The sequence below is a fragment of the Rhizobium sp. RHZ02 genome (genome assembly GCF_014851575.1).
Lineage (GTDB): Bacteria > Pseudomonadota > Alphaproteobacteria > Rhizobiales > Rhizobiaceae > Rhizobium > Rhizobium altiplani.
In genome coordinates this window covers 44733-68881 of sequence record NZ_JACUZX010000013.1, presented here as the reverse complement: position 1 = coordinate 68881, position 24149 = coordinate 44733, and the positions used below count along the sequence as shown (strand labels likewise).

Below are 24149 nucleotides of genomic sequence, written 5' to 3'. Positions count from 1 at the left end.
GATGGCCAACGCCGCTGTGGCACCTGCAGCTCATAGATATCTGCCTATTCTGGATTGGGCTCCAGGCTATCAACCCGACTGGTTATTGCCGGATGTTCTTGCCGGCCTCGCGCTCTGGGCGGTCATGGTGCCTGAGGGCATGGCCTATGCGGGCATCGTTGGTGTACCGCCAATCATGGGCCTCTATACGATCGTGCCGGCGTTAATCGCTTATGCCCTCCTTGGCACGTCGCGGCAGCTTGTGGTCGGACCAGACACGGCGACCGGGTTGATCTCCGCGGTGACCATTGGCGCCATTGCGTCTCAGGGAACGGCGGAATTCAACACGCTGACTTCTACGCTTGCCGTGCTGATCGGTTTCTTCTTTCTCGCTTTTGGAATCATGCGCATGGGGTGGGTCGCGAGCTTCATCCCAACGCCCGTGATGCGTGGCTTCATCGAAGGGCTGGTTTACGTCACCATCATCGGCCAGGTGCCTCATCTGCTCGGAATCAGTGGCGCGTCGGGCAACTTCTTCACCAAGCTTTGGCACATCTTGCAGCATTTGCCGGAGGTTTCTGCGGCGCCGGTCATAACCGGTGTTCTATCTCTCGGCGCTATGCTGCTGTTGCGCCACCTGGCTCCGAAGATACCCGCGGCCCTCGTCGTCATGGCCGTTGCGACAATCATTATCGGACTACTTGGCGGCGAGGCGACTGGAGTGCATGTGGCTGGCCACCTCCCATCCGGGTTGCCCCACCTAACTCTGCCCAATCCGGAAATCTCCACACTAAGCGAGCTTGTGCCGGGCGCGCTTGCAATCGTGATGGTCGGCTACGCAGAGGCGCTTGGGGCGGCAAAGGCGGCCGCTCTACAGAGCGGTGGTACGATCGATCCTAATCAGGAGCTTGTGGCACATGGGCCTGCGAACATTCTGAGCGGACTTTTCGGTGGCTTTCTCGTGGTCGGCAGCCTATCGAAAACCTCGGTTGCCACCGCTGCTGGCGCTCGCAGCCAGATCGCCAATGTGGTTGCGGCCGTCTTTAGCTTCTTGACGCTGATCTTTCTGACCCCTCTGTTTCGAAACATGCCCCAGCCGGCGCTGGCGGCTATTGTCATCGCGGCGATGCTGCATCTGACCAAGCCAAGCTATTTGCTGGAGTTGCTGGCTCGAAGCCGCTCGGCGTTCGGCAGCACTGCCATTGTCATCGTGGGCGAGTTGACGCTGGGGGTGCTGCAGGGAATCGTGCTGGGTGTCGTGCTGTCGTTGATAACCTTGATCTATCTGACCAGCCATCCAAAAGGGGCCGAGCTTGGTCAGCTGCCGGGCACGGAAGCCTATCGGGATGTCAAGCGCCATCCGGAGGCAGTACGTTTCCGGGGCTGCTGATCTGGCGGGTCGGCGGCGACCTGTTCTTCGCAAGCATAGGCCACGTGAGCACGGCCCTGAAGGCGTCGCTCGCGACGCGGCTCGACGTGAAGCGCGTCCTTCTGGATTGTGATTCCGTCGACTTCATCGACATCAGCGCCGGAGATGAACTGCTTGGTCTAGTCAAAGAGCTGCAAAAAGCCGGCATTGCTGTGGGCTTTGTCCGCGTGCGCGACGCCGTCCGCGACGATATGCGGAAAGCCGGTATCGAGACAGCGGTAGGCCCACCAAACTTCTTCGAACGGACGACCGATGGCGTGCGCGCCTGGCAGCAACAAAGTCCCCCCGAGGCCTGAGTTGATATCATGACTGGTTCTCAATCCTCAGTGAAACTGTCGGCTTTCTGAACATGGTACACGCAGAAGACGCCACCAAAACCTCAGTCTCGTCTGGCTCTGGGCATTCCGCGAATTTCGTGACGCCGAACGCCCGGCTTGCGGAGGGTAAGGCGCTGCGCGACAAAATCCTGCGCGAGCAGCAGGGGCGATGGAATGAGATCCAGCGACGGCGAGATCCGATCGACCTGTTGCGCGAGTCGGATGACGGTCGAATGAAGAAGCTCATTCCGATCCGGTATGGCCGTATGCTGCCATCTCCCTTTGCGTTCTATCGTGGGGCGGCCGGCGTCATGGCCGCCGACCTGGCACAAACGCCAGCCACGGGACTGAAGGTCCAGGCATGCGGCGATTGTCATCTTGTCAATTTTGGTGGGTTTGCCACGCCCGAACGCAGCATCATCTTTGACATCAACGATTTCGATGAAACGGCGCCAGCCCCTTGGGAGTGGGACGTCAAGCGACTTGTCGCATCAGTCGTTCTTGCAGCCAGATCGAACGGAATCTCGGACCACCGGGGCCGGGATAGTGCCGTCAATTGCGCGCGCAGATATCGCGAGCACATGCGCAAACTCTTCAAAAAGAGCCCGCTTGCAATTTGGTACGCGAAAACTGGGGCCTCAGACTTTGTCGAATCGTTACCGACGGCCATGCAAGGGAGCACCAAGAAGCGGATCGAGAAGGCAGCAAACCGTAGTGGTTCAGAATCTGATTTTCCAAACCTCGCGGCTTCCGTCGGCGGGCAGATCCGCATTACGGACCAACCGCCACTGATCTTTCATGAGCGGGCGACCAGCACTCCCGAAGCGGAGGTACCCCTCGAACAGCTTTTGCACATTTACCGCCAATCGCTGGATGAGGATCGTCGGATGCTGCTCGATCGCTACCAACTCGTCGATGTCGCCATCAAGGTGGTTGGCGTCGGTAGCGTTGGCCGGAGATGCTGGATCGCGTTGATGATGTCCGAGGGGAACCACCCCTTGTTTTTGCAGTTCAAGGAAGCGGTGAACTCCGTCCTTGAGGCGTATGCTGGGAAGAGCAAATATGACCATCACGGGCAGCGCGTCGTGATGGGACAGCGCCTGATGCAGCCGGCCTCGGACATATTCCTCGGTTGGGTCACCGCGCCAAACGGGCGACAGTTCTATGTGCGACAGTTACACGATGCCAAGATCAAGCCTTTGGTGGATACATTCGATGCCGAGATGTTGGACGCCTATGCCCAGGCGTGTGGCTGGGTTCTTGCTCGCGCTCATGCAAAGGCCAGCGAGATATCGGCAACGATTAGCGGCTACCTCGGTTCCTCAAACGACGCATTCGACACAGCAATGGGAAGTTTCGCGTTGGCTTACGCGGACCAGACGGAGCGCGATCATGCTTTGCTCAAGGCTGCCGTGCGCGAGGGAAGGATTGCAGCTATCAGAGACGCATAGCCATGCAAATTGGATAAGGCGAACGCTGGTTTTTCGTTGCACGCTGTCTGCCGGCGGATCTCGCCTTTGCCTATTGTGAAATATGCCCGCAATTGGCAACGGTCACGATGCTCAGGTGACAGGCAGACTGGCGGAGCCGGAGCTGCCATTCGCCGAGCGAGACGATCGTATAACTGAACTCAGGTACCGGGCGTGCGAAGACTGCCCATTTTCATTCGAGCTTGGAATCAAAAGGTGGCGGAGAAACTGAAAATCCTTATCATCGCATCCGCGCTCTCGTTGGGTCTGGCCCTCATGGCGAGGGCCGATGACGTGGCTGACCTGTTCTTTGCAGTCACCAATATCTATGGGATGAAGGTCGTTGACTGCAGGAACTGCGGCCGGGAGGTTCCCAACGATAGGGACACCATTCTTCGTATAATGGCCAAGGCTCCTGGTGTCGATATGGTTGAGGTCGGCAGGCGGTTGGACGAAGCCGCTCACAACGCGGAGAGTGAGATCGGCGGCGAAGGCTGCCGCGGGAATAGCATTGAGGACGACGAGCGGAGAATGACGGAGTACATATCGCAGCTCCGCAATGCCGTTGCCAAGAAATACGGCGGGAAATGATTGTTTCCCGTCGGCTATGAAGCCGAAGGCGGCGTACGCACGGCCAATCGTCAAGCGTCTTGGGGTTCATGGGTTTGAGGCGCGTCCGCCGTCGTAAAGCCCAAAGGGTGGGATCTGTAAATCTGTTCCGCCCGCTGTCGCCCGGCGGGCATGGTTCCTCCACGTGCAATAAGACGTCTTCCCGACTGAACGCGGACAAGCGTCTCCGATGCTTCGCGGACAAGCGCGGCGGTTTCCTTAGTGCCGGTTAAGGAGCGGGCCTTTTCCATAAGCGCGTCATCAAGCTATGCTTCATTTGCACTCTCATGCATTGGGGGCGGTCCTATCGTCACTGCTGTTAAGCGGCGCCGGCCCTGCAGGTGAATAGCCTCCAAACGCTCACCGGGGGCCGTCGCTAATGTGTGCCACGGTGCCGGCCGCTATTCACACTTGATGACATCTCAAGGGCTGGAGGTTCCTCAAAATCCGCGGCTGACTATTCAGCTGGCTTTTGCGCTATGATCGCGTAGCGATGCTGAAGGCCTCGTGCGATGGCTTTGAAGAAGCCGAAATACTGCGACTGCGCCTTATGGATCTTCCGCAGGTTAGTGTCGGCCGCAACGGGGGAGAAACCGGTTGCTGTCAGCATGCGGGAAACCGTATCAACTCGTGCGCCTCCAGAAAAATGGACGCGCGACAGGATACTCTCATGCATGCTGCCCATGGTGGCGGGGGCATGGGGTGCCTGTGTCTTGATGAGGTTCGTCCGTTCGAGGAAGGTCGCGAGACGCTTGATGAGCCGCTCAGCAAGGCCCGTGTTGACGAAATCCCCGTCGATGATCAGCAGCTTCCCGCCCGGCTTCAGGACGCGCAGCCATTCCGCAAAACAGGCTTCGGGGTCAACCAGCGTCCACACAAGGTGGCGGGTGATGATAACGTCGTAGCTGTCATCGGCTTCAAGCGTGTTCTCTGCATCGCCAACGTGAAAGCGGATCGCCCGTCCCCGCGATGCCGCCTTGGCGCGTGCCCGCTCCAGCATGGCTTCCGACCAGTCGATGCCGGTGACTTGGTAGCCGAGATCGTCCATCAGGTGGGAGATCACACCGGTGCCGCTGGCAAGGTCGAGGGCCTTGCGGCCATCGCCGCGGCCGAGATGCCGCCCGATCAGTGCGTGCCAGGCCGCACGCTCCTCCTCGGAGAAAATTTCGTGGCCGGGCGACTGGTCGAATGTTGCCGCGCGTTCGGACCAATAGGCCTTGATCTCATCGCGCAAGGTGAAATTGGCGCTGTCTGCCATTCGATCGCTCTGCATGTTCCGTCCTTATCTCAGCTTCGAACACTTCTAAAAGATAAATCTTGACTATGAAAGTCATCAAATAATAAGTGCCGGTCAGTTTCCACCGGAGATTCAACCATGCGCTTTTCTGGCAAGTCGGCAATGATCGCCCTTGGCGTTCTCGTGTCCACAGTGCTGCCCGCGATTGCCGACCCCGTCGTCGTGAGGGACGTGACGGGCCGCGACGTCGAAGTCAATGTACCGGCAAAACACGTCATCCTCGGCGAAGGCCGGCAGATCTATTTCCTTGCCGGGCTCGACAAGGACAACCCGTTCCAGCACGTCGTCGGCTGGCGCGACGACCTGCCGAAGGCGGACCCGGAATCCTACGCGGCCTATCTCGCAAAATACCCTGGCATCGCCAAGCTGCCGACCTTCGGCGGTATGAAGGATGGCACGTTCGATATCGAACAGGCAGTAGCCTTGAAACCCGACGTCATCCTGATGAATGTTGACGCCAAGACAGCTACGGAAGAGGCCGGCTATATCGACAAGCTCGCCAAGGTCGGCATTCCCTTGGTCTATGTCGACTTCCGGGAAAAGCCTATGGAAAACACCGAGCCTAGCATGCGTATCATGGGCACGCTGATGGGCAAGGAGAAGGTTGCCGAAGACTTCATCACCTTCCGCGCCGACGCCATCAAGAAGGTCACGGATGTCCTGGAGAAGAGTAACCCCGCAAAGCCGGTCGTCTTCATGGAGCGTGCGGGCGGCTATTCCGACGATTGCTGCATGTCCTTCGGCAGCGAGAATTTCGGCAAGATGGTCGAGCTGGCCGGCGGCATCAACATGGCAAAGGACATCATTCCAGGCACCTTCGGCACGGTGAACCCGGAACAGATCATCGCCTTCAATCCTGATCAGGTCATCATCACCGGCGGCATGTGGGAAGGCTATGTGCCTGGTGGCAAGTGGGTCGGCGTCGGCTATGGCGCAGATATCGCCGAAGCGCACCGCAAGCTGGAAAACCTGACGAAACGCCCGGCCTTTACCGGCATCAAGGCAGTCAAGGATGGCAATGTCCATGCCATCTGGCACCAGTTCTACAACAATCCCTATCAGTTCGTCGCAATCCAGCAGATCGCCAAGTGGCTGCACCCTGACCTGTTCAACGAACTCGACCCGGAAGCGACCTTCAAGGAGTTGCACGCTCGCTTCCTGCCGCTCGACTACAAGCCAGGCTACTTTGTCTCGTTGAAGGGCGAATAGGCGATGAGCGTTGCGACGATCGAAACGAAGGTGACGGGGCGCGATCAATATCGCGCCCTTGCCTTTCGGCGCATCCTTATCCTGGCAGGTCTTGTCGTCGCGCTTGCGGCAAGCATGGCTGCCGACATGGCATTGGGCCCCGCGAATTACAGCCTTGCCGAGGTGCTGTCGGCGCTCGCTTCCCCGGAGGCTGCCGGTGACCAGCTGCGTGTCGTCATCTGGGATATCCGCATGCCGATTGCGCTGATGGCGATCACGGTCGGCGCGTCGCTCTCGGTGGCAGGTGCGCAGATGCAGACGATCCTTTCGAACCCGCTCGCCAGTCCCTTCACGCTCGGCATTTCGGCGGCCGCCAGCTTTGGCGCGGCGCTGGGGCTCGTTGCAGGTGTCGCCATTTTTCCGGGCGCGGTTCAATACATGGTTCCGGTCAATGCCTTTGTCATGGCGATGGTGGCCGCGCTCTTCATCCATTTCGCATCGACGCTGCGCGGTGTTACGGTCGAGACGATCGTGCTGCTCGGCATCGCCCTCGTCTTCACGTTCAATGCCGCCCTGTCGCTTCTCGAATACCTCGCCTCCGAACAGGCGCTCGCCGCAGTCGTGTTCTGGACCATGGGAAGCCTGACCAAGGCGACGTGGGACAAAGTCTTCGTCACCGGCGCAATTCTCGTCGTGACGCTACCGCTCTTCGTGCGTAACGCCTGGGCGTTGACAGCCCTGAGGCTCGGGGACGACAAGGCTGCAAGTATGGGCGTCAATGTCCGGCGCCTGCGCCTTCACACCATGCTTGTCGTCAGCCTGCTTGCCGCCATTCCTGTCTCCTTCGTCGGGACGATCGGCTTTGTCGGCCTTGTCGGCCCCCATATCGCGCGCATGGTCGTCGGAGAGGACCAGCGGTTCTTTCTGCCCGGTTCCGTGATCTGCGGTGCGCTGCTGCTCTCGGCGACGTCGGTCGTCAGCAAGGTGCTGATCCCCGGCGCCATCCTGCCGATCGGCGTCATCACCGCGCTTGTCGGCGTTCCCTTCTTCTTCGTCCTGATTTTCTCGAACCGGAGGCGTGCATGGTAAGTCTGGTGCTTAAGGATCTCGGCGCCAGCTATGGCAGCACGACGGTTCTGTCAAAGGTCGCAATCGAGCTCTTGACGCCCGGTTCCATCACGGCCGTGATCGGCCCAAATGCGGCCGGCAAGTCGACGCTGTTCAAGCGAATCGCCGGTCTAATTTCCGGCCCCGGTGTCGTGCAGCTTTCGGATGCGACGCGCGGCGACCGGGCGATCTGCTACATGCCGCAGGACACCGGCTCGAATGCCGTGCTGACGGTCTACGAGTCGCTCCTGCTTGCCACAAAACAGGGCGGCGGCTGGCAGGTAAAGGACGAAGAGCTTTTCGAGATCGACGCGATCCTGAAAGCGTTGCATATCGAGGACCTTGCCTTCCGGGGGCTAGACGCCCTGTCGGGCGGCCAGCGACAGCTCGTCTCGCTCGGCCAGGCGCTGGTGCGCAAACCCGAGGTCTTGCTGATGGACGAGCCGACCTCGGCCCTCGACCTCCATCGCCAGATCGATGTACTGGAATTCGTCGTCGATCTCGCCAGCCGCACCGGCACGATCGTGCTCATTGCGCTCCATGATCTCAATCACGCCTTGCGCTATTGCACAAACACGATCGTTATCGCCAATGGGGAAATGACCTCGAGCGGCGCGACCGCTGACGTGATCACATCGAAAATGCTGCGCGACATCTATCGTGTGGATGCCCGCATCGAAACCTGCTCGCGCGGGCGACCCGTAGTCGTCGTCGACGGTGCGCTCTGATCGAGTTGATGCTGCCGCGATAAGCCGGAGCGATTCCGATCGCAAATCCAGAATCGCTCGCTTCGCGCAGGCACGATGACTCATTTTCGCTTCAGGCAGGCTATTCGACGACCTGACCTTCGAGTCAGCTGCGTGCCGCGATACCGATGATCGCAGTGTCTGGTGGCAGGTCGTCGAAAATACCTCCAGCATGGTGCTGATGTCCGGCCTTGAGCGCATCGACACAGGCCGCGGCGTTGGACCGAGTTCTCAAACCTCGCCCAGTGTGCCGAGGTATATCCCATTGCCATATCCCATTCGCAAAACTAAGTGGGATATGGCTTTCGTATATCGCGGAGGATAGGAAATGGAACAAGGTGCAGTGTTTCAAAGCAATCGCAGCCAGGCCGTTCGGTTGCCGAAGGCCGTCGCTCTGCCTGATGATGTAAAGCGCGTCGATATTGTCGCAGTTGGACGCACGAGGATTATCGCCCCTGCCGGAGAAGTTTGGGACAGCTGGTTCGATGGCGAAGCGGCTACCTCGGATTTTATGAACGAACGTGATCAACCGGCCCTGCGGGAGCGTGAAGCATTTTAATGCTGCAGTACATGCTGGATACAAACGTCTGTATCTTTACGATGAAGAACCGCCGGCAGCAGGTGCGCGAGGCGGCAGTTCGTATTCTATCAAGGGCTTTTGCTACGCTCCCCCCGATCGAGTAATCGGCGCGAGTTTGATTGTGTGCCCGGCTTACGCGTCGAGGACTGGACTGGCCAACCGCACTCATGAACGCTGTACGATTGGAAAAAGCGAATCGAGTCGATCATTCCGATCGTCGTTTTCCGCTGCCGATGAAAGCCACTCCTGACGTCGTTCTCAGGATGCGTACTCCCGACTATGAATTTAAAAGCTGTGTGTTTGCCTACGTTTTGGTAGGAAGGGACAAGGGCGCGAGCTCGGATAGCGACCTGCCGCGCGGGTCGTTCGCAGCAATACGGCCTGTCGTGAATTTCAATGCTTCCCGCATGACCTGAACCGCGCCGTCATAGTCCAGCCCCTCAAGCTTCCCGTCGCTGGCAATGCGCCTTCCGTCGACATAGACAGCCTTGACTGCCCGCTCGGCTGCGCAATGGAGAAGATTGCGCAACGGGTCGTAAACCGGTTGCATGGCGGGGTGATTGAGGTCGATCAACGAGAAATCCGGTTTGGCACCGACTGCGATCCGTCCGATATCCTTTCGGCCCAGCGCATTCGCACCCGCAAGGGTCGCCATGTCGAGGATGTCGGATGTCTTGATGTCAAACACGCTTTTGCCGGCGACGCGGGAGCAGATGAGCGCCCTGCGCATCTCTTCCAGCATGTTGTAGGGATAGCTATCCGTGCCGATGCCGACATTCACGCCGGCGCGGCGATAGCGGCCGATGGACTCCAGGATCATGCCGCTGCGGGAGAAGGTAACTGGGCAGTGTGCTACCGTTGTGCCACGTCGTGCAAGGAGCGCCATATCTGTCTCGGTGCGCTCTCGGGTCCAGGAATGGCTGTCGATGAAGATGCAATGTCCGAGGATCAGTCTTTCATCGAGAATACCGATGCTTTCCAGATATTGCACGGCGGTCATGCCGGTTCGACGCACCAACTCTTCATGTTCAGCCATGGTTTGAGCTGCGTGGAGCGTGATCGGGACGCCGCGGTCTTTTGCGGCGGTGGCGGCTTCGATAAGTAGATCTGGCGAGCAGGTTTCGACTTGGGACGGCGAAACGATGCCGCCGAGACGGCTTGATGGGTGAGCTTGTGCCGCGTCGACGCAGGCAAGTGCTTCTTGAAAAGCCTCCCGCCCACGGCGCCGGTCCCAGTGATAATCGAGGCGGTGGCTGTCTGCAACATGCCACCTGGCCTCGCGAAAGCCCGGCGCGGCGTAGGCGCGGGCTCCACTTTTGACGAGCGTGGGGAGCCAAGCATCGTGCGGGCCCGCGATATCCACCAGCGTGGTGACTCCGCTGCGGATCAAGTCTCCGAGCATGACGGTCAGAGAGGCTTCGCGGGCCTCCTCACTGATCTCGATCAGTGTCGAATATTCATACATCGCCTGCCCCCAGAGGGCGGCGGTACCGACGTCGTCGAAAATGCCTTTAGACAAGGGCTCTTCGTCGGAATGGCAGTGAATGTTGATCAGGCCCGGGAGCAACATGCGACCGTGCCCGTACTCTTCCCGGTCGAAGGGACCATTGTAGCGACCGCCAACATGCAGGATCGCAGTCTCATCGAAGGCGATATCGCCATCGGACATATAAGCATGGGTGCCGGTCTGGTCGTCATGGGCGACGATGGTTTCGACTTTTCTGATGACATGAACTGGCCTAGTCATGGGTGGTCCTGAAATATCGCTCCAGGAAGCGGCTATAGGCTCCCATCAGCGCGCTAAAGATGAAATAGACGACAGCGGCGAAGATATAGCCCTCCAGCACCGCGATGCCTTGCCATGATGGGTCGCGCATCGCCGAGCGCACCGTATCGAGAAAGTCGAGCAGACCGACGATGGTGACGAGCGTTGTGTCCTGAAAGAAGCCGATGAAAAGCGCGACAAGTGGAGGAATAACCTTCTTGATTGCCTGCGGCAGTACGATCTTGAACATGACGAGCCAATAGCCCATCCCCAAAGCCGCCCCGGCTTCGAGCTGGCCCTTCGGTACATCCTGCAGGCCGCCGCGAACGATTTCGGCGATGTAGGCAGCCGCAAAGATGATGATGGCGATCTGGGCGCGCAGCAGCTTATCCACGGTGATGCCATCTGGCATGAACAGCGGCAGCATCACCGTTGCCATGAAGAGAATGCTGATCAACGGTACGCCGCGCACGATTTCGATGAAGCTTGTCGCCAACACCCGGATGACAGGCAGATCAGAGGCGCGCGATAAGGCAAGCAGGATGCCGAGCGGCAGCGCGCAGATAAGACCGATGAAGGAAAGCATGAAGGAGAGCGGAAGGCCGCCCCACTGTGTGGTCGGGATCGCAGGCAGGCCGAAGATGCCGCCGGCCATCAAAACCCAAAGTCCCGGCAGGATAACGACGATCCAGAGCAGTAGGAGCCTGCTGCTCCACAGCCGCGGCACCATCGAAAGGAAGGAGGCGCCAAGGAAGACGATGAGTGCCAGCAACGGCCGCCATTGCTCTTCGAAGGGGTAGAAGCCGAATGCCATGTAGCGAAGCTTCGTGCTGAGAAACGGCCAGCAGGCGCCGCTCGCTGTCTTGCAGGCTTCCGGCGTGCCGGTAAACGTCGCGTTGAGAACGAGCCACTGGGTTGCGAGCCAGCCTATTGTGGCAAGGACCACGACGCAAAGCACCGTTATCAGCGCATTGCCCGGTGTGCCGAACAGATCGCGCCGCCAGCCGGATTGCCGCGGAGGAGGGGCTTGGCTTGTGGTTGTTGTGACGAGCACGAGTTGAAGTTCCGTCACGGTCAGCGATCCTTTAGAGCTACGTGGCTGTTATACCAGTTCATGAGCAACGAAATGGCGATCGACAGGCCGAGATAGGTTCCCATAAAGATCGCAATGGTTTCCATCGCTTGACCCGTCTGGTTCATGACGGTGTTGGAGACCATCACGAGATCGGGGTATCCGATGGCAATCGCCAGCGAGCTGTTCTTGAAGACGGTAAGATAGGTGTTGGTGAGCGGCGGAATGATCAGCCGCAGCGCTTGCGGCAGGATGACCAGACGCATAGCGCGGCGCCGGGGGAGACCGAGTGCCATCGAGGCTTCCCATTGCCCCTTGTTGACGGCCTGGATGCCCGCGCGCACGATCTCGGCGACGTTTGCCGAGACGCTAAGCGCCAACCCGAACAGCAGCGCGACGAATTCGGGCTTCACCTGCAGGCCGCCGCTCAGACGGAAACGGCCTTTTTCCGGAAGATCGAATGTCATGGCGATACCGCCAAGGAAAAGCACGAGCGCGATCGGTGTGATCGCGGAGATCCAGGCGAAAAGTACGCCGTGGTTCGGCTGGCCGGTTGCAACCCGGCGGCGCATGGCGACGTGCCGGATGACAATGGCACAGGCTATGCCGATGACAAGAGCGGCGGCCCCCAAGGCAAGGCCGCGTTCGAAGGTGACGGAGGGGATAACGAGGCCGCTGTTCGACAGATAGACATGTGGCGCTAAAGTCAGCGCTGCGCGCACCGGCGGCAGCACATTGATAATGACGGCATACCAGAACAGCAGATAGAGCAGTAGCGGAACATTTCTCAACGCCTCGACATAGGCGAGCATCAGCCTTTGCAGCAGTGGATTACGCGACATGCGGCCGATACCGACCAGAAGCCCCAGAATGGTGCCGAAGAGGGCGGCAAAGATGGAGACCTTGACGGTGTTGGCGAACCCGACGAACAACGCTCGGGCTACCGTATCGGTCGGCTGATAGGATATCGCGGCGTCGCTGATTACGAAGCCAGCCTGCCTCGAAAGGTAGGAGAAGCCGGTTGCGATATCGTGCTTAGCAAGATTTTGGCTTGCGGTCGCAAACATCGACCAGGCGATGAGAGCGATCACGCCGATCGCCAACCATTGATAAAAAAGCGCGCGGTAGCGCGCATTGCGCAGCAGAGCCATTCGAGCCCTCCGTCGAGAGAACCGCGAGAGGTGGTCGCGCCCGCGCGGGGGCGGACGCGAACCTTATCTCAACGGAAAGGCGGCGCGTAGAGCAGGCCGCCCGCGTTCCATTGGGTATTTGGACCGCGGGTCATGCCGAGACGGGTTTTCTCGCCGACGGCGCGTTCGAAGACTTCGCCGTAATTGCCGACAGACTTGACGATGTTGTAGCCCCACTTGTCGTCGAGCTTCAGCATTTCACCGAGCTTGTCGGTAACGCCGAGCATGCGCTGGATTTCCTGATCGTCGCTCTTGAGCTTCTCGTCCACATTGGCCTTTGTGATGCCCTTTTCTTCGGCCGCCATCAGCATCCAAACCGACCAGGAGACGACATCGCGCCAGTTGGAGTCATTCTGACGGACGGCCGGCGCCAACGGTTCCTTCGAGATCGTTTCCGGCAAAACGACGTAGTCATCAGGATTATTGGAGACCGCGCGGATCGAGGCTAGGTCCGAGCGGTCAGACGAGATCGCGTCGCACCGACCGCTGAAAAAGGCAGCGCGGTTTTCATCCGGGCTTTCGAACACAACGAGTTCGAACTTTGCACCCAGCTTGCCGAAGAAGTCGGTAAGGTTCTGCGCCGTGGTGGTGCCCGGCAGGGTGCAGATCGCAGCGTCCTTGAGTTCGGCGGCACTCGTCACGCCGAGCGACTTCGAGACCATCAGGCCCTGGCCGTCATAGAAGACGACGGGCGCAAAATCGAGGCCGAGCGAGGCATCACGGGTATAGGTCTGCGTGGTCTGGCGCGACAGGACGTCGATTTCGCCGGACTGCAGCGCCTGGAAGCGAGTGTTGATGTTGGTCGGTACGTACTCGACCTTTTCGCCATCACCGAAGACGGCAGCTGCAACGGCGCGGCAGATGTCGGCGTCGAAGCCTTCCATGCGACCCTGGTCGTTAGGGGCAGCAAAGCCCGGTGTCGCAAGGGAGACACCGCAAACGAGCTTGCCGCGCTGTTTTACGGTGTCGAGTGTGTCTGCATGCACTGTCGTGGTTCCCAGTAGTCCGAGAACTGCACCAAGGCAACCTGCCAGAGTCCGTCTTTTCATTCATTCCTCCCTTTTGATTGATGCATGATCGCCGGCAGCTCCTCTCCGCCTCGAGGGCCATAATGCATACACGATTGTGTACAATACCTTTCAATTATTGGCAACACGGACTCTGATAGTTGATGCACGAAGAATGCACGTCACCCGGCGTATGGCGGGATGCACGACTTCCTGGGTCAGCACATGGGGGGTGAGGCGGCAAAACTGGCTCGTCGAAGGTGCGCAGCAGGCGGCCCCAGCCGGGGTCGTGCATATGGGCTTCAAGACCGGCACGCGCCGCCAATGCCAATGCTTCCGCCTGGCCGAAGGAAATGGCCGCATCAACGTCGACGGTCCTTACCTGGCCACCCTCCATCAGGACATTGCCATCGACAATAACCATATCGACGTCGCTTCCGAGCGCTTGGTGAACGAGTCGGTGAACGGGCATCCACATCGGCATTAGATGTGGCTTGCGCATGTCGATGATGGCGATGTCGGCCTTCTTGCCGACTTCCAGCGATCCGATTTCATGTTCCATGCCGATGGCGCGAGCCGCGTCGATGGTTATCATCTCGAAGACCTTGCCCGGTGGCAGCAAGTAGCGATCGTGGTTGTGCAGCAGGTGCTGGGTGAATTGCGCCAGCCGGGCGGTCTGCAGCATGTCGAAATGACGGCTGGGTGCTGCGCCATCCGTCGTGATGGCAACCCGGATACCCTTTGACATCATCTCCATGATTGGTGTTGAGCGGCCGGGCGGGGCGTGTGTAACGTGGGTGCCGGTCTCGGCCAGGATATCGATTTCCTCATGCGAGATGCCCCAGCAGTGTTGGAGGTGGATATCCGGTCCGAGAAGGGCATTTTCCTTGTCCTGAAACGCCATGCGGATTTGACCGGCAAAGGCGTCGGAATGCAGCCGAACGCCCCACTTTCGTGCAGTTTCGCGGATGCGACGAGCTTGCAGGCGATCATTTTCGGTGAGTCTCACGGCCTGGTCCGGCGTGGAGGCATTCGAGGGTTCGACGGAGGGAACGATGGTGAACGGTGTGAGGAACACCTTGATGCGGCCCTGCGCGCTGCCGTCCAGCGCCTCAATAACGGCTTCGCTGCCTTCGATCATTTCGTCGAAACTGACGTGACGTCGCTCTGGTGAGCCGGTTTCCCAGCGCGTGACAGGATGCGGCCAGGGCAGGCCGGAGGGGCCGACGCAGATGATTTCCCGCAGTCCGATTTCGCTGTAGGCACGAGCGTGATTGATCGCAAATACCGGATCATCGGCACGCGGCATCGAGGTGATGATGCTGGCCGACGTCGTTACCCCTGCGCACAGGCGTTCGATGCCTGAAACGAGGCCGTCGGCGTACCAATAGTCTCGCGTGACGTAGTGGTAGTAGGTGGGCGTGACGACTTTCATCCACATGGAGTTGGTATCGGCCGCAATGCTGCGGATCAACGCATGGCCCGCATGTCCGTGGGCGTCAATGAGGCCGGGAATGATCAGTTTGCCGCGGCAATCGATAACCTGTTTGTCCGTGTGTCGTTGCTGAAGCTCATCTGCCGTGCCGATATCGACGATCCGGTCGCCCTGGATTGCCAGAGCGCTGTCCTCGATAATCCGCCTCTCGTGATCCACGGTTACCATGGTGCCGTGCAGCAGCAGCAAATTTCCCATGCTCTTTCCTCCGCTTTTTCGAACGTCGTAATATTGGTAACTTTAATCGTTGTTTTTGGGTACGATAATTGTCAACAATATAATTGACAATGACGACGAGCAAAACAATACTCCGCTTTGCCTGGGGTCTAGGCCGGTCAGGCTTATCAACGATCCATAAGGGGGGAATCATGTCCCGTGTGAAAAGCTTCATCCTCGCCGCGATGGCCGCGGCTGCCATCGCCGTTCCTGCCAGCGCAGAAACACTTCGCTGGGGCGGACGCGCCGATCTCTATTCGCTCGACCCCTATTCGGTGCCGTCGACCTCGAACCTCGCTTTCCTCAATCACATCTATGAGGGCCTGGTGCGCTATGGGCCTGAATTCCGGATCGAGCCCGCACTTGCCACCGAATGGAAGCTGGTTGATGGCAAGACCTGGCGCTTCACCTTGCGAAAGGGCGTGAAGTTCCATGACGGCGCCGATTTTACGGCCGACGACGTGGTTGCATCCTTCACCCGCGTTTCCGATGCGACCTCACCGCTACGTGGAAACATTCCGCTCTATGCTGGCGTGACCAAGGTTGACGACTATACTGTCGATATCGCCGTTACTGCGCCGACCTCGCTGTTCCTCAACGACATCACCAACATTTTCATCTTTGATGCCGGCTGGCTGAAGACCAACAATAGCGAGAAGCCGACGGACGTTGCCACGAAGACCGAAGGCTATACCACCATGCACACCAACGGCACGGGCCCGTTCAAGCTCGAAAGCCGTGTGCCGGACAGCAAGACGGTTCTCGTCGTCAATGACGGGTGGTGGGATGAGAAGAAGCATAATCTCGACCGTATCGAGTTCGTGCCGATCGCCTCTGCCGCAACCCGTGTTGCTGCGCTTCTCTCCGGGGAAATTGATCTCATCGACAGCGCGCCGATCCAGGACCTGCCGCGGCTTGAGTCGTCGCCGGGCATCACCGTCAAGAAGCGCACCGAGCTGCGCACTGTTTTCCTGAACTTCAACCGCAAGGAAAAGCTGGAAGACGGTCGTCCGAACCCCTTCAACGACATCCGCGTGCGTCAGGCTGTCGAAGCCTCTGTCGACCGTGAGCTCATCAACAAAAAAGTCATGCGCGGCCTTGCCCGCCCTTCCGGTTCGTTGATCGCGCCAGAAATCTCCGGCTACGACAAGGCACTCGATACCTATAGTCCGGCTGATCCGGAACTGTCGAAGAAGCTGCTGGTCGAAGCCGGCCAGACGGATCTCGCCTTCACCTACACTTGCATGAATGACGAAAGCATCAACGAGGAAGATATCTGCTCAGGTATCGCCAACATGATGAAGCGCGGCGGTTTCAAACCAACGATCGATATCGCTCCGCGCGCCGTCCAAACCCCGAAGCGCAGCGCCGGCAAGGCCGACATGTTCAACCTCAGCTGGGCGAACGAGCCGACGCTAGATGCCTACTCGATGTTGGCGCAGGTGCTGTCGACCAAGCAAGGCGCAATGGGGGTTTCCAATTACGGCAACTGGTCCAATCCGGAACTCGACAAGCTCGTTGCCGCCGCTGCCCAGGAACCGGACAATGCCAAGCGCCTTGCGCTTGAAGGCCAGGCCCTGAAGATCGCCAAGGACGAAGTCATGCTGATTCCGCTGCACCAGCAGCCGATCGCCTGGGCCATGCTGGGCACGGTCAAGAGTATCGACTTTCGCGCCGATAACAAACCGCGCCAGTGGTTGACCAAGATGGGACAGTAACGGCCAGACATTCTCGTGTGACAATAGAAGAGCGTTTCATCGAGCCATGAAGCGCTCTTTTCATGTGGGGTTGCACGAGTTCCACCGGTCACAGCTCGGCCGAAAATGTTGGAAATAACGCAATTTTTAATCACCAATATTGTCTACAATTACGTTGACAACTTTTTAAAGCCTGTCTTAATAGGCAAAGACGAGAGCAAGGGAGGTTGTGCGCGGAGGAGTGCTCGTCTCGCTACGATCGGCAAGCTGCAGCGGCGGGCGCTCGGCTTCCCGCGAGCCGGTCTCCCAGCTCTTGATGTGATTGATCGAGCCGTCCGGCCTTTTGCCGGGAGTGGCGCGCACCTAAGGGGTTCCCATGCTGGTTTTCATCATCAAGCGCCTCGGGAATGCGATCCTGGTGATGCTTGCCGTCGCCATGCTTGCCTTCCTGATCTTCAGGTTGGCGGGTGACCCCGTCGAGCTGATGGTCGGAGAGCAGACCTCGCAAGCGGACAAGGATGCGCTGCGCGAACGGCTGGGCCTTAATGACGGTCTCATCACCCAATATGTGCGTTTCGTCGGCGATGCGGCGCAGGGCAATTTCGGCGTTTCCTACCGCAACGGCCAGAAGGTGCTGCCGCTGATCGCCGAACGCTTCCCCGCGACACTGGAATTGGTGCTGGTCGCAACATTTCTGTCGCTCGTCGTCGGCCTGCCGCTTGGGGTGATTACAGCCATCAAGCGCGGCAAGTGGTATACTGAAGGCCTGCAGTTCCTGTCTATTGTCGGGGTTTCACTACCGAGCTTCGTCGTCGGCATCCTGCTCATCCTCGTCTTCGCCGTCATTCTTGGCTGGGCGCCATCCTTCGGGCGCGGGGACGTGGTGCAGATCGGCTGGTGGTCGACGGGGTTCCTGACGCCGTCCGGGCGCGCCGCCCTGATCTTGCCGTCGATCGCGCTGGCACTCTATCAGATCACGCTCGTCATGCGGCTGGTGCGCGCTGAAATGCTGGAAGTCCTTCGATCGGATTTCGTCAAGTTCGCCCGCGCCCGCGGTATCCCGCGTTGGCGCATCTATTTCCGCCATGCCTTGCGCAACTGTCTGATGCCGGTCGTCACCATGACGGCCATGAATGTCGGTTCGCTGATTGCGTTTGCGTTGATCACCGAGACCGTCTTCCAGTGGCCGGGTATGGGCATGCTGTTTATCCAGGCGGTGACCTTCCTCGATATCCCCGTCATGGCCGCCTATCTCTGCATCATCGCCTTCATCTTCGTCGTGCTAAACACGCTGGTCGATATCACCTATGCGGTGATCGATCCCCGTCTGCGTTCGACACGCTAACTTAAGGGGACCGGTTCGATGACCCTTCCACAAACGACCATGCAGCCAACGGCAAAGCCGACCCGTCCCTCGATCCTGAGGCGTATCCGCAGCAGCGACATCTGGTGGTCATTCACCCAGAGCCGCTCGGCGCAGATCAGCGCGCTCGTGCTGGCGATCCTCGTTCTCGCGGCGGTCTTTGCCCCGCTGATCGCCCCGCAAAATCCCTATGACGGCGCTTCACTCGACATGTGGAAGGCGGAACTGCCGCCGATCTGGGCTCCTGAAGGCGAATGGCCCTACCTGCTCGGCACGGATACGCAGGGACGCGATATGCTCTCAGCTATCCTCTACGGCACACGCATTTCCATCGTCATCGGCGTCGCCTCCGTGGTGCTGTCGCTGGTGATCGGCATGGCTGCGGGTTTGATCGCCGGCTATTTCGGCGGCTTCACCGACAACCTTTTGATGCGCATTGGCGATATCACGCTGTCGATCCCGACCATCCTTGTCGCCATCCTTGTTTCGACGGTTGTTCGGCAGATGCTCCCGGAATATCTGCGCGACGCCGGAGCTTCTGCGGTGCTCGTGCTTGCCATCGCGCTCTCAGCCTGGGTGCAGTATGCACGAACTGTACGTGCCCAGGCGATCGTGGAAAGCGGCAAGGACTATGTATCGGCGGCAAAACTCATTGGTGTGCCGGCCCGCCGCATCATGATGCTGCACATCCTGCCCAACACGCTGACACCGGTCATGGTCGCCGCTACGCTGAACTTCGGCATGGCGATCCTGACGGAAGCGACGCTGTCGTTCCTCGGCATTGGCATGCCGCCGACCCAGCCGTCACTCGGCACGCTGATCCGCATTGGCAACCAGTTCCTGTTTTCCGGTTCCTGGTGGATCGTCCTGTTTCCCGTCATTCAACTCTGCCTGCTTGTCGTCACCGTCAACATGCTCGGCGACTGGTTGCGTGACGCCCTTAATCCGAAACTGAGGTAAGTCCCATGCACGATCTGCTTCTCCGCAATGTCAGGCCTATGGCCGGCGAAAGCTGCGACATCCTGATCAAGAACGGAAAGATCGCAGGCCTTGGTACCTATCAGCCCGAGACCGGCATGGCCGTGGAGGATGGTCACGGTGCAATCGTTTCGCCAGGCCTGATTGATGCCCATACCCATCTCGACAAGACGACCTGGGGCATGCCTTGGCATGTCAACAATCGTGCCGCGATCCTGCGTGGCCGCATCGACTTCGAACGCGAAAACCGCCTGGACATAGGCATCGATCCGCATCGCCAGTCGATGCGACACGCAATCGGCCTTGCGGCCCACGGCTCAACCCATATCCGCAGCCATGTCGATATCGACACTACGCACGGCCTGTCGATCGTAGAAGGCGTCTGGAAGACACGGGATGCGCTGAAGGGCATCATCGATATCGAAATTGTCGCCTTCCCGCAGTCCGGCGTCATGGTCATGCCGGGCACAGTGGAGCTTCTGGACGAAGCCCTGCGTCAAGGCTGCGAGGTGCTTGGTGGTATCGACCCCTGCGGTATCGATCGGGACCCCAAGGGGCAGCTCGACATCCTCTTTGCGCTTGCCGTCAAGCACGGCGTCGATATCGACATCCATTTGCACGAGGCAGGCGAACTGGGTGCCTTTACGATGGAACTGATTTTCGAGCGCATCCGCGCCAACGGTATGGAAGGCAAGGTGGCGATCAGTCACGCCTTCGCGCTCGGCATGAACGACTATCTCCGCGTCGGCAAGCTGATTGAAGAGATCGCCCGCCTCGACGTCGCGATCCTGACCACCGGTGCGCCCTCGGCCACCGTGCCCTCGATCATGCGACTGAAGGAAGCCGGCGTGCGGGTCGGCGGCGGCTGTGACGGCATTCAGGATACCTGGGGTCCGTGGGGCCAACCGGACATGCTCGACCGCGCAAAGATCATCGGCATGAAGAATGGCCTGCGCTCGGATATCGAGCTGGCCCATGTGCTGCACGTCGTCTCCCAGGGAGGCGCCGATGTCATGCGACTGGAGGGGTACGGCCTCGATGTCGGCTGCAATGCCGACTTCACGCTCTTGACCGGCGAAACTCTCGCCCATGCCGTCGTTGACATTGCACCGCGGCCGCTGGTCGTCAAGGGTGGTCGCGTCGTTGCCCGTCAGGGCAAGGCTATAGTGGAGATGCCATGATGAGCGATCTTTCCCTCGATCTCGGCCGTCGCCCCGAAGGCCGCACGCTGATCACTGCAAGCTGGGTTGTCGGCCACAGGGACGGCGCCCACCGCCTGCTGCGCAACGGCGAAGTGGTGTTCGAAGGTGGCGAAATCCTGTTTGTCGGCCATCGCTTCCCTGGCGAAGTCGCCCGCCGCATCGATTACGGCAATGCGCTGATCAGCCCCGGCCTGATCGATCTCGATGCCTTGTCGGATCTCGATACAACCATACTCGGTATCGATCACCATCCCGGTTGGGCCAAAGGCCGGGTCTGGCCGCGCTCCTATGTCGAGGCTGGTCCCTATGAAATGTACAGCCAGGAAGAGCTGGCCTTCCAGAAGCGCTTCGCCTTTGGACAACTGCTCTTGAACGGCATCACCACCGCTGCTCCGATCGCCTCGCTGTTCTATCGCGAATGGGGCGAAACGGTCGCCGAATTCGATGCTGCCGCCGATGCTGCCGGCGAACTCGGTTTGCGGGTCTATCTGAGCCCCGCCTACCGCTCCGGCGGTATGGTGCTGGAACAGCCCGGTCGCATGGTACCGGTGTTCGACGAGGAGCGTGGTTTCCAAGGCTTGAAGGAAGCCATCGCCTATATCGAGCGTCAGAACGGCCGCCATGGCGATCTCGTGCGCGGTATGCTGGCGCCCGACCGGGTAGAGACCAGTACGCTCGCGCTGATTCAGCGCACGGATGCGGCAGCCCGCGATCTCGGCTGCAAGTTCCGCCTGCACATGGCCCAGGGTGCGATGGAAGTCGATACGGTGCGGATGCTGCACGGCACGACGGCGCCGGTCTGGCTGGCCAATGCCGGCCTGCTCAGCGATCGGTTGATCGCGCCGCATGCGACCAATGCGACGGAAGAGGACCTGGGACTCTACGCGGAAAACGGCGTCTCGATCGTCCACTGCCCCCTGGTTTCCGGCCGTGGCGGCAGCATCCTCAATTCCTTCTCCGCCTGCCGCAAGCGGGGCATCAACATCGCGATGGGCACGGACACGACACCGGCGGACATGCTGATGAACCTGCTCGCCGGCCTGATCACCGGCCGCATCGCCGACGGTGCACCCGACAAGCTGCGTACGGTCGATCTCTTCGATGCGGCCACGATCGGTGGCGCTCGCGCGCTCGGGCGCGATGATATCGGCCACCTGTCGCCTGGCGCCCGCGCCGATATCGCCGTCTTCGATCTCGATGACGCAGTGATGGCGCCGTCGATTGACCCGATCACGACGTTGGTCACCGGCGGTTCGGGTAAGGTCACCCGCGCCGTCTTCGTCGATGGCCGCGTCTCGATGCTGTCGCGCAAGGTGGCGGGCATCGACATGGAAAGGGCCCGCATTCAGGCACAGGTCCAGTACGACAGACTGATCGCCAAATACCCCGAGCGAAGCTGGGACAATCCCCCGGTTTCGGAAATCTTCCCGCCGAGCTATCCAATCGAGGTGGACGCAAATGGGTGAAGCACAACAGGCGGTCATCGATGTCCGCAACCTGAAGGTCGAGTTTCCAGGTCGCCGCGGCACGGTGACTGCGCTGTCTGATGTTAGCCTTTCGATTCGTGCGGGCGAAATTCTCGGCGTGGTCGGGGAGTCCGGCGCCGGCAAGTCGATGACCGGCCTTGCCATCCAGGGCCTGCTCGAACGTCCCGGTCGGATCGCCGCCGGCGAAATCTGGCTTGGCCAACGCCGAATCGACTCGCTTGACGACAAGGAAATGGAGCGCATCCGCGGCCGCGAGATCGGCGCGATCTTCCAGGACCCGCTGACCTCGCTAAACCCGCTGTTCACGGTCGGCGCGCAACTCACCGAAACCATCCGCCAGCATCTCTCACTCGGTAAGGCCGAAGCGCGGGCACGCGCCGTTCAGCTCTTGCGCGATGTGGGCATCCCCTCGCCGGAGGAGCGGGTCAGCCACTATCCGCACCAGTTTTCCGGCGGCATGCGCCAGCGCGTGGTGATCGCGCTTGCACTCGCAGCGTCCCCGAAGCTGGTCATCGCCGACGAGCCGACGACGGCGCTCGACGTGTCGATCCAGGCGCAGATCATTTCGCTGCTGCGCCGTCTCTGCAAGGAGAAGCAGACTGCCGTCATGCTCGTGACCCACGACATGGGCGTCATAGCGGAAGCCGCCGATCGCGTTGCGGTAATGTATGCCGGCCGCCTCATCGAGATCGGCCCGGTCGAGCAAGTGCTGCATGCCCCGTGCCATCCATATACGCAGGGGCTGATGGCCTCGATCCCGTCGCTCGGCGCGCGGGTGCAGAAACTGAACCAAATCGACGGTTCGATGCCCCGGCTAGACGCGATTCCGCCCGGCTGCAGCTTCAATCCGCGCTGTCGCTCCGCCGGGGCGCGGTGTCTAGACCAACGTCCCGAACTCACCGCTGTCGGCGATGGTGCAAGTGCCTGCTGGCTGAACGCAGGAGGAACCGCATGACCGTATCCGCTCAGAAAGTACCGGCGCTGACCGTCCGCGGCCTGTCCATGACCTTCGACGTTTCCGCCCCTTGGCTGAACCGCGTCATCGAGCGTAAGCCCCGTCAGTTCGTGCAGGCCGTAAACGGCATCGATTTCACTGTGCCGGCCGGCGGCTGCCTCAGCATCGTCGGCGAAAGCGGTTGCGGCAAGTCGACCGTGGCGCGGCTGGTGACCGGCCTGTTCAACCCGAGCGCGGGCGAAATTGGCTTCGCGCCGGGCCGCAAGGGGGCGCCACTCTCCGCCCAGATGATCTTCCAGGACCCCTATGCCTCGCTCAACCCACGCTGGCGGGTGAAGAACATCATCGCAGAACCGCTGCGCGAGCTGAAGCTGCGGGAGACGCGGGCCGAGATCACCGAGCGCGTGGAAGACCTGCTGCGCACAGTTGGTCTTTCAGCCTCGGACGGCGAAAAATTCCCGCACGAATTTTCGGGCGGCCAGCGCCAGCGTATCTCCATTGCACGTGCGCTTGCGAGCGAGCCGGAATTCCTAGTCTGCGACGAGCCGACGTCGGCGCTCGATGTTTCGGTACAAGCGCAAGTTCTGAACCTCATGCGCCGGTTGCAGGATGAGCTGGGCCTGACATATCTCTTCATCAGCCATGACATGAGCGTGGTACGGCACATGTCGGATCGCATCGCTGTCATGTATCTCGGCCGCATCGTGGAAGAGGGGGAGACGGAAGAGCTCTTCGCGAACCCGCGCCATCCCTATACGCAGCTTCTGTTGCAGACCATTCCCAACATCGACGCGCCGCAGCGCGATCGGGAGCTTTCGGGCGGCGAAGTGCCGAGCCCGCTAAAGCCGCCGACAGGGTGCACTTTCCATCCGCGCTGTCCGATGGCGACCGCGCGCTGCTCGGCCGAAGTGCCGGCCGTGCGCACGCTTGCCGGTGGCACGCGCGTTTCCTGCCATCTGGTAAACGATGAGGTCGTTCCGGCTTGAGTCGGCATTCATATT

Annotated in this window: 23 protein-coding genes; 15 read left to right on the top strand and 8 right to left on the bottom strand. The window is 60.0% G+C overall.

Annotated features, from left to right (window positions below; all coding sequences use genetic code 11):
* The first annotated feature begins 1 nt into the window (after window position 1).
* The 4 genes from IB244_RS18870 to IB244_RS18860 all read left to right on the top strand — a co-directional run bounded on the left by IB244_RS18870 (window position 2) and on the right by IB244_RS18860 (window position 3785).
* On the top strand, window positions 2-1369 hold the full coding sequence (locus IB244_RS18870; RefSeq protein ID WP_246733689.1) for a SulP family inorganic anion transporter: 1368 nt from the start codon (window positions 2-4) through the stop codon (window positions 1367-1369).
* 44 nt (window positions 1370-1413) lie between these two features.
* Entirely contained in the window at window positions 1414-1704 is a 291-nt protein-coding gene (locus IB244_RS32290; protein ID WP_312867247.1) for a sodium-independent anion transporter, read from the top strand.
* A 53-nt stretch (window positions 1705-1757) separates the two neighbouring features.
* Window positions 1758-3176: a DUF2252 domain-containing protein gene (locus IB244_RS18865; protein ID WP_192305241.1), complete on the top strand. Its 1419-nt coding sequence runs from the start codon at window positions 1758-1760 to the stop codon at window positions 3174-3176.
* A 234-nt stretch (window positions 3177-3410) separates the two neighbouring features.
* The gene (locus IB244_RS18860; protein WP_192305239.1) at window positions 3411-3785 is read left to right on the top strand and encodes a hypothetical protein; all 375 of its coding nucleotides are present in this window, start codon (window positions 3411-3413) and stop codon (window positions 3783-3785) included.
* A 50-nt stretch (window positions 3786-3835) separates the two neighbouring features.
* Here the strand turns inward: IB244_RS18860 and IB244_RS32285 are convergent, their stop codons facing one another.
* Together IB244_RS32285 and IB244_RS18855 are read right to left on the bottom strand one after the other, a co-directional pair.
* Window positions 3836-4054, bottom strand: coding sequence for a hypothetical protein (locus tag IB244_RS32285; protein ID WP_246733690.1), 219 nt, complete (start codon window positions 4052-4054; stop codon window positions 3836-3838).
* 206 nt (window positions 4055-4260) lie between these two features.
* Window positions 4261-5076 (bottom strand): class I SAM-dependent methyltransferase, encoded by an 816-nt coding sequence (locus IB244_RS18855; protein ID WP_192305237.1) that lies wholly within the window; start codon window positions 5074-5076, stop codon window positions 4261-4263.
* 102 nt (window positions 5077-5178) lie between these two features.
* Here IB244_RS18855 and IB244_RS18850 point away from each other — a divergent pair, with 102 nt between their 5' ends.
* From IB244_RS18850 to vapB, 4 genes are all read left to right on the top strand, one after another.
* The gene (locus IB244_RS18850) at window positions 5179-6309 is read left to right on the top strand and encodes an ABC transporter substrate-binding protein (RefSeq protein WP_192305235.1); all 1131 of its coding nucleotides are present in this window, start codon (window positions 5179-5181) and stop codon (window positions 6307-6309) included.
* A gap of 3 nt (window positions 6310-6312) precedes the next feature.
* Window positions 6313-7377: a FecCD family ABC transporter permease gene (locus IB244_RS18845; protein WP_169682100.1), complete on the top strand. Its 1065-nt coding sequence runs from the start codon at window positions 6313-6315 to the stop codon at window positions 7375-7377.
* Window positions 7371-8123 carry an ABC transporter ATP-binding protein gene (locus IB244_RS18840; RefSeq protein WP_192305233.1) on the top strand — a complete coding sequence of 251 codons (753 nt, stop codon included), beginning with the start codon at window positions 7371-7373 and terminating at the stop codon, window positions 8121-8123. Before IB244_RS18845 ends, IB244_RS18840 begins: the two co-directional genes overlap by 7 nt.
* A 346-nt stretch (window positions 8124-8469) precedes the next feature.
* Window positions 8470-8700 carry a type II toxin-antitoxin system VapB family antitoxin gene (gene vapB, locus IB244_RS18835; RefSeq protein ID WP_169682104.1) on the top strand — a complete coding sequence of 77 codons (231 nt, stop codon included), beginning with the start codon at window positions 8470-8472 and terminating at the stop codon, window positions 8698-8700.
* Between the two features lie 325 nt (window positions 8701-9025).
* On the opposite strand, the gene IB244_RS18830 is transcribed toward vapB, so the two are convergent.
* The 5 genes from IB244_RS18830 to IB244_RS18810 form a co-directional block, all read right to left on the bottom strand.
* Entirely contained in the window at window positions 9026-10468 is a 1443-nt protein-coding gene (locus IB244_RS18830; RefSeq protein WP_169682108.1) for an amidohydrolase family protein, read from the bottom strand.
* Entirely contained in the window at window positions 10461-11558 is a 1098-nt protein-coding gene (locus tag IB244_RS18825) for an amino acid ABC transporter permease (RefSeq protein WP_169682109.1), read from the bottom strand. The genes IB244_RS18830 and IB244_RS18825 overlap by 8 nt, the downstream gene beginning before the upstream one ends.
* Before the next feature lie 2 nt (window positions 11559-11560).
* Complete coding sequence (locus IB244_RS18820) at window positions 11561-12709, bottom strand: amino acid ABC transporter permease (protein WP_169682111.1); 1149 nt, start codon at window positions 12707-12709, stop codon at window positions 11561-11563.
* Window positions 12710-12777: 68 nt separating this feature from the next.
* The gene (locus IB244_RS18815) at window positions 12778-13797 is read right to left on the bottom strand and encodes an amino acid ABC transporter substrate-binding protein (protein WP_169682112.1); all 1020 of its coding nucleotides are present in this window, start codon (window positions 13795-13797) and stop codon (window positions 12778-12780) included.
* 94 nt (window positions 13798-13891) lie between these two features.
* On the bottom strand, window positions 13892-15448 hold the full coding sequence (locus IB244_RS18810) for an amidohydrolase family protein (protein ID WP_246733693.1): 1557 nt from the start codon (window positions 15446-15448) through the stop codon (window positions 13892-13894).
* 170 nt (window positions 15449-15618) lie between these two features.
* On the opposite strand from IB244_RS18810, the gene IB244_RS18805 reads away from it, so the two are divergent.
* A complete protein-coding gene (locus IB244_RS18805) occupies window positions 15619-17184 on the top strand; it encodes an ABC transporter substrate-binding protein (RefSeq protein ID WP_192305231.1) in 1566 nt (521 codons plus the stop codon).
* Window positions 17185-17361: 177 nt separating this feature from the next.
* Here the strand turns inward: IB244_RS18805 and IB244_RS18800 are convergent, their stop codons facing one another.
* On the bottom strand, window positions 17362-17526 hold the full coding sequence (locus IB244_RS18800; RefSeq protein WP_169682114.1) for a hypothetical protein: 165 nt from the start codon (window positions 17524-17526) through the stop codon (window positions 17362-17364).
* 13 nt (window positions 17527-17539) lie between these two features.
* On the opposite strand from IB244_RS18800, the gene IB244_RS18795 reads away from it, so the two are divergent.
* The 6 genes from IB244_RS18795 to IB244_RS18770 are packed head-to-tail and all read left to right on the top strand — an operon-like array spanning window position 17540 to window position 24134.
* Entirely contained in the window at window positions 17540-18508 is a 969-nt protein-coding gene (locus IB244_RS18795; RefSeq protein ID WP_113471133.1) for an ABC transporter permease, read from the top strand.
* Between the two features lie 18 nt (window positions 18509-18526).
* Window positions 18527-19486, top strand: coding sequence for an ABC transporter permease (locus IB244_RS18790; protein WP_192305229.1), 960 nt, complete (start codon window positions 18527-18529; stop codon window positions 19484-19486).
* 5 nt (window positions 19487-19491) lie between these two features.
* Entirely contained in the window at window positions 19492-20685 is a 1194-nt protein-coding gene (locus IB244_RS18785; protein WP_192305227.1) for an amidohydrolase family protein, read from the top strand.
* On the top strand, window positions 20685-22172 hold the full coding sequence (locus tag IB244_RS18780; RefSeq protein ID WP_192305225.1) for an amidohydrolase family protein: 1488 nt from the start codon (window positions 20685-20687) through the stop codon (window positions 22170-22172). The genes IB244_RS18785 and IB244_RS18780 overlap by 1 nt, the downstream gene beginning before the upstream one ends.
* Window positions 22165-23148: an ABC transporter ATP-binding protein gene (locus tag IB244_RS18775; protein ID WP_113471137.1), complete on the top strand. Its 984-nt coding sequence runs from the start codon at window positions 22165-22167 to the stop codon at window positions 23146-23148. Before IB244_RS18780 ends, IB244_RS18775 begins: the two co-directional genes overlap by 8 nt.
* On the top strand, window positions 23145-24134 hold the full coding sequence (locus tag IB244_RS18770) for an ABC transporter ATP-binding protein (RefSeq protein ID WP_192305223.1): 990 nt from the start codon (window positions 23145-23147) through the stop codon (window positions 24132-24134). The genes IB244_RS18775 and IB244_RS18770 overlap by 4 nt, the downstream gene beginning before the upstream one ends.
* The last annotated feature ends 15 nt before the right edge of the window (window positions 24135-24149 follow it).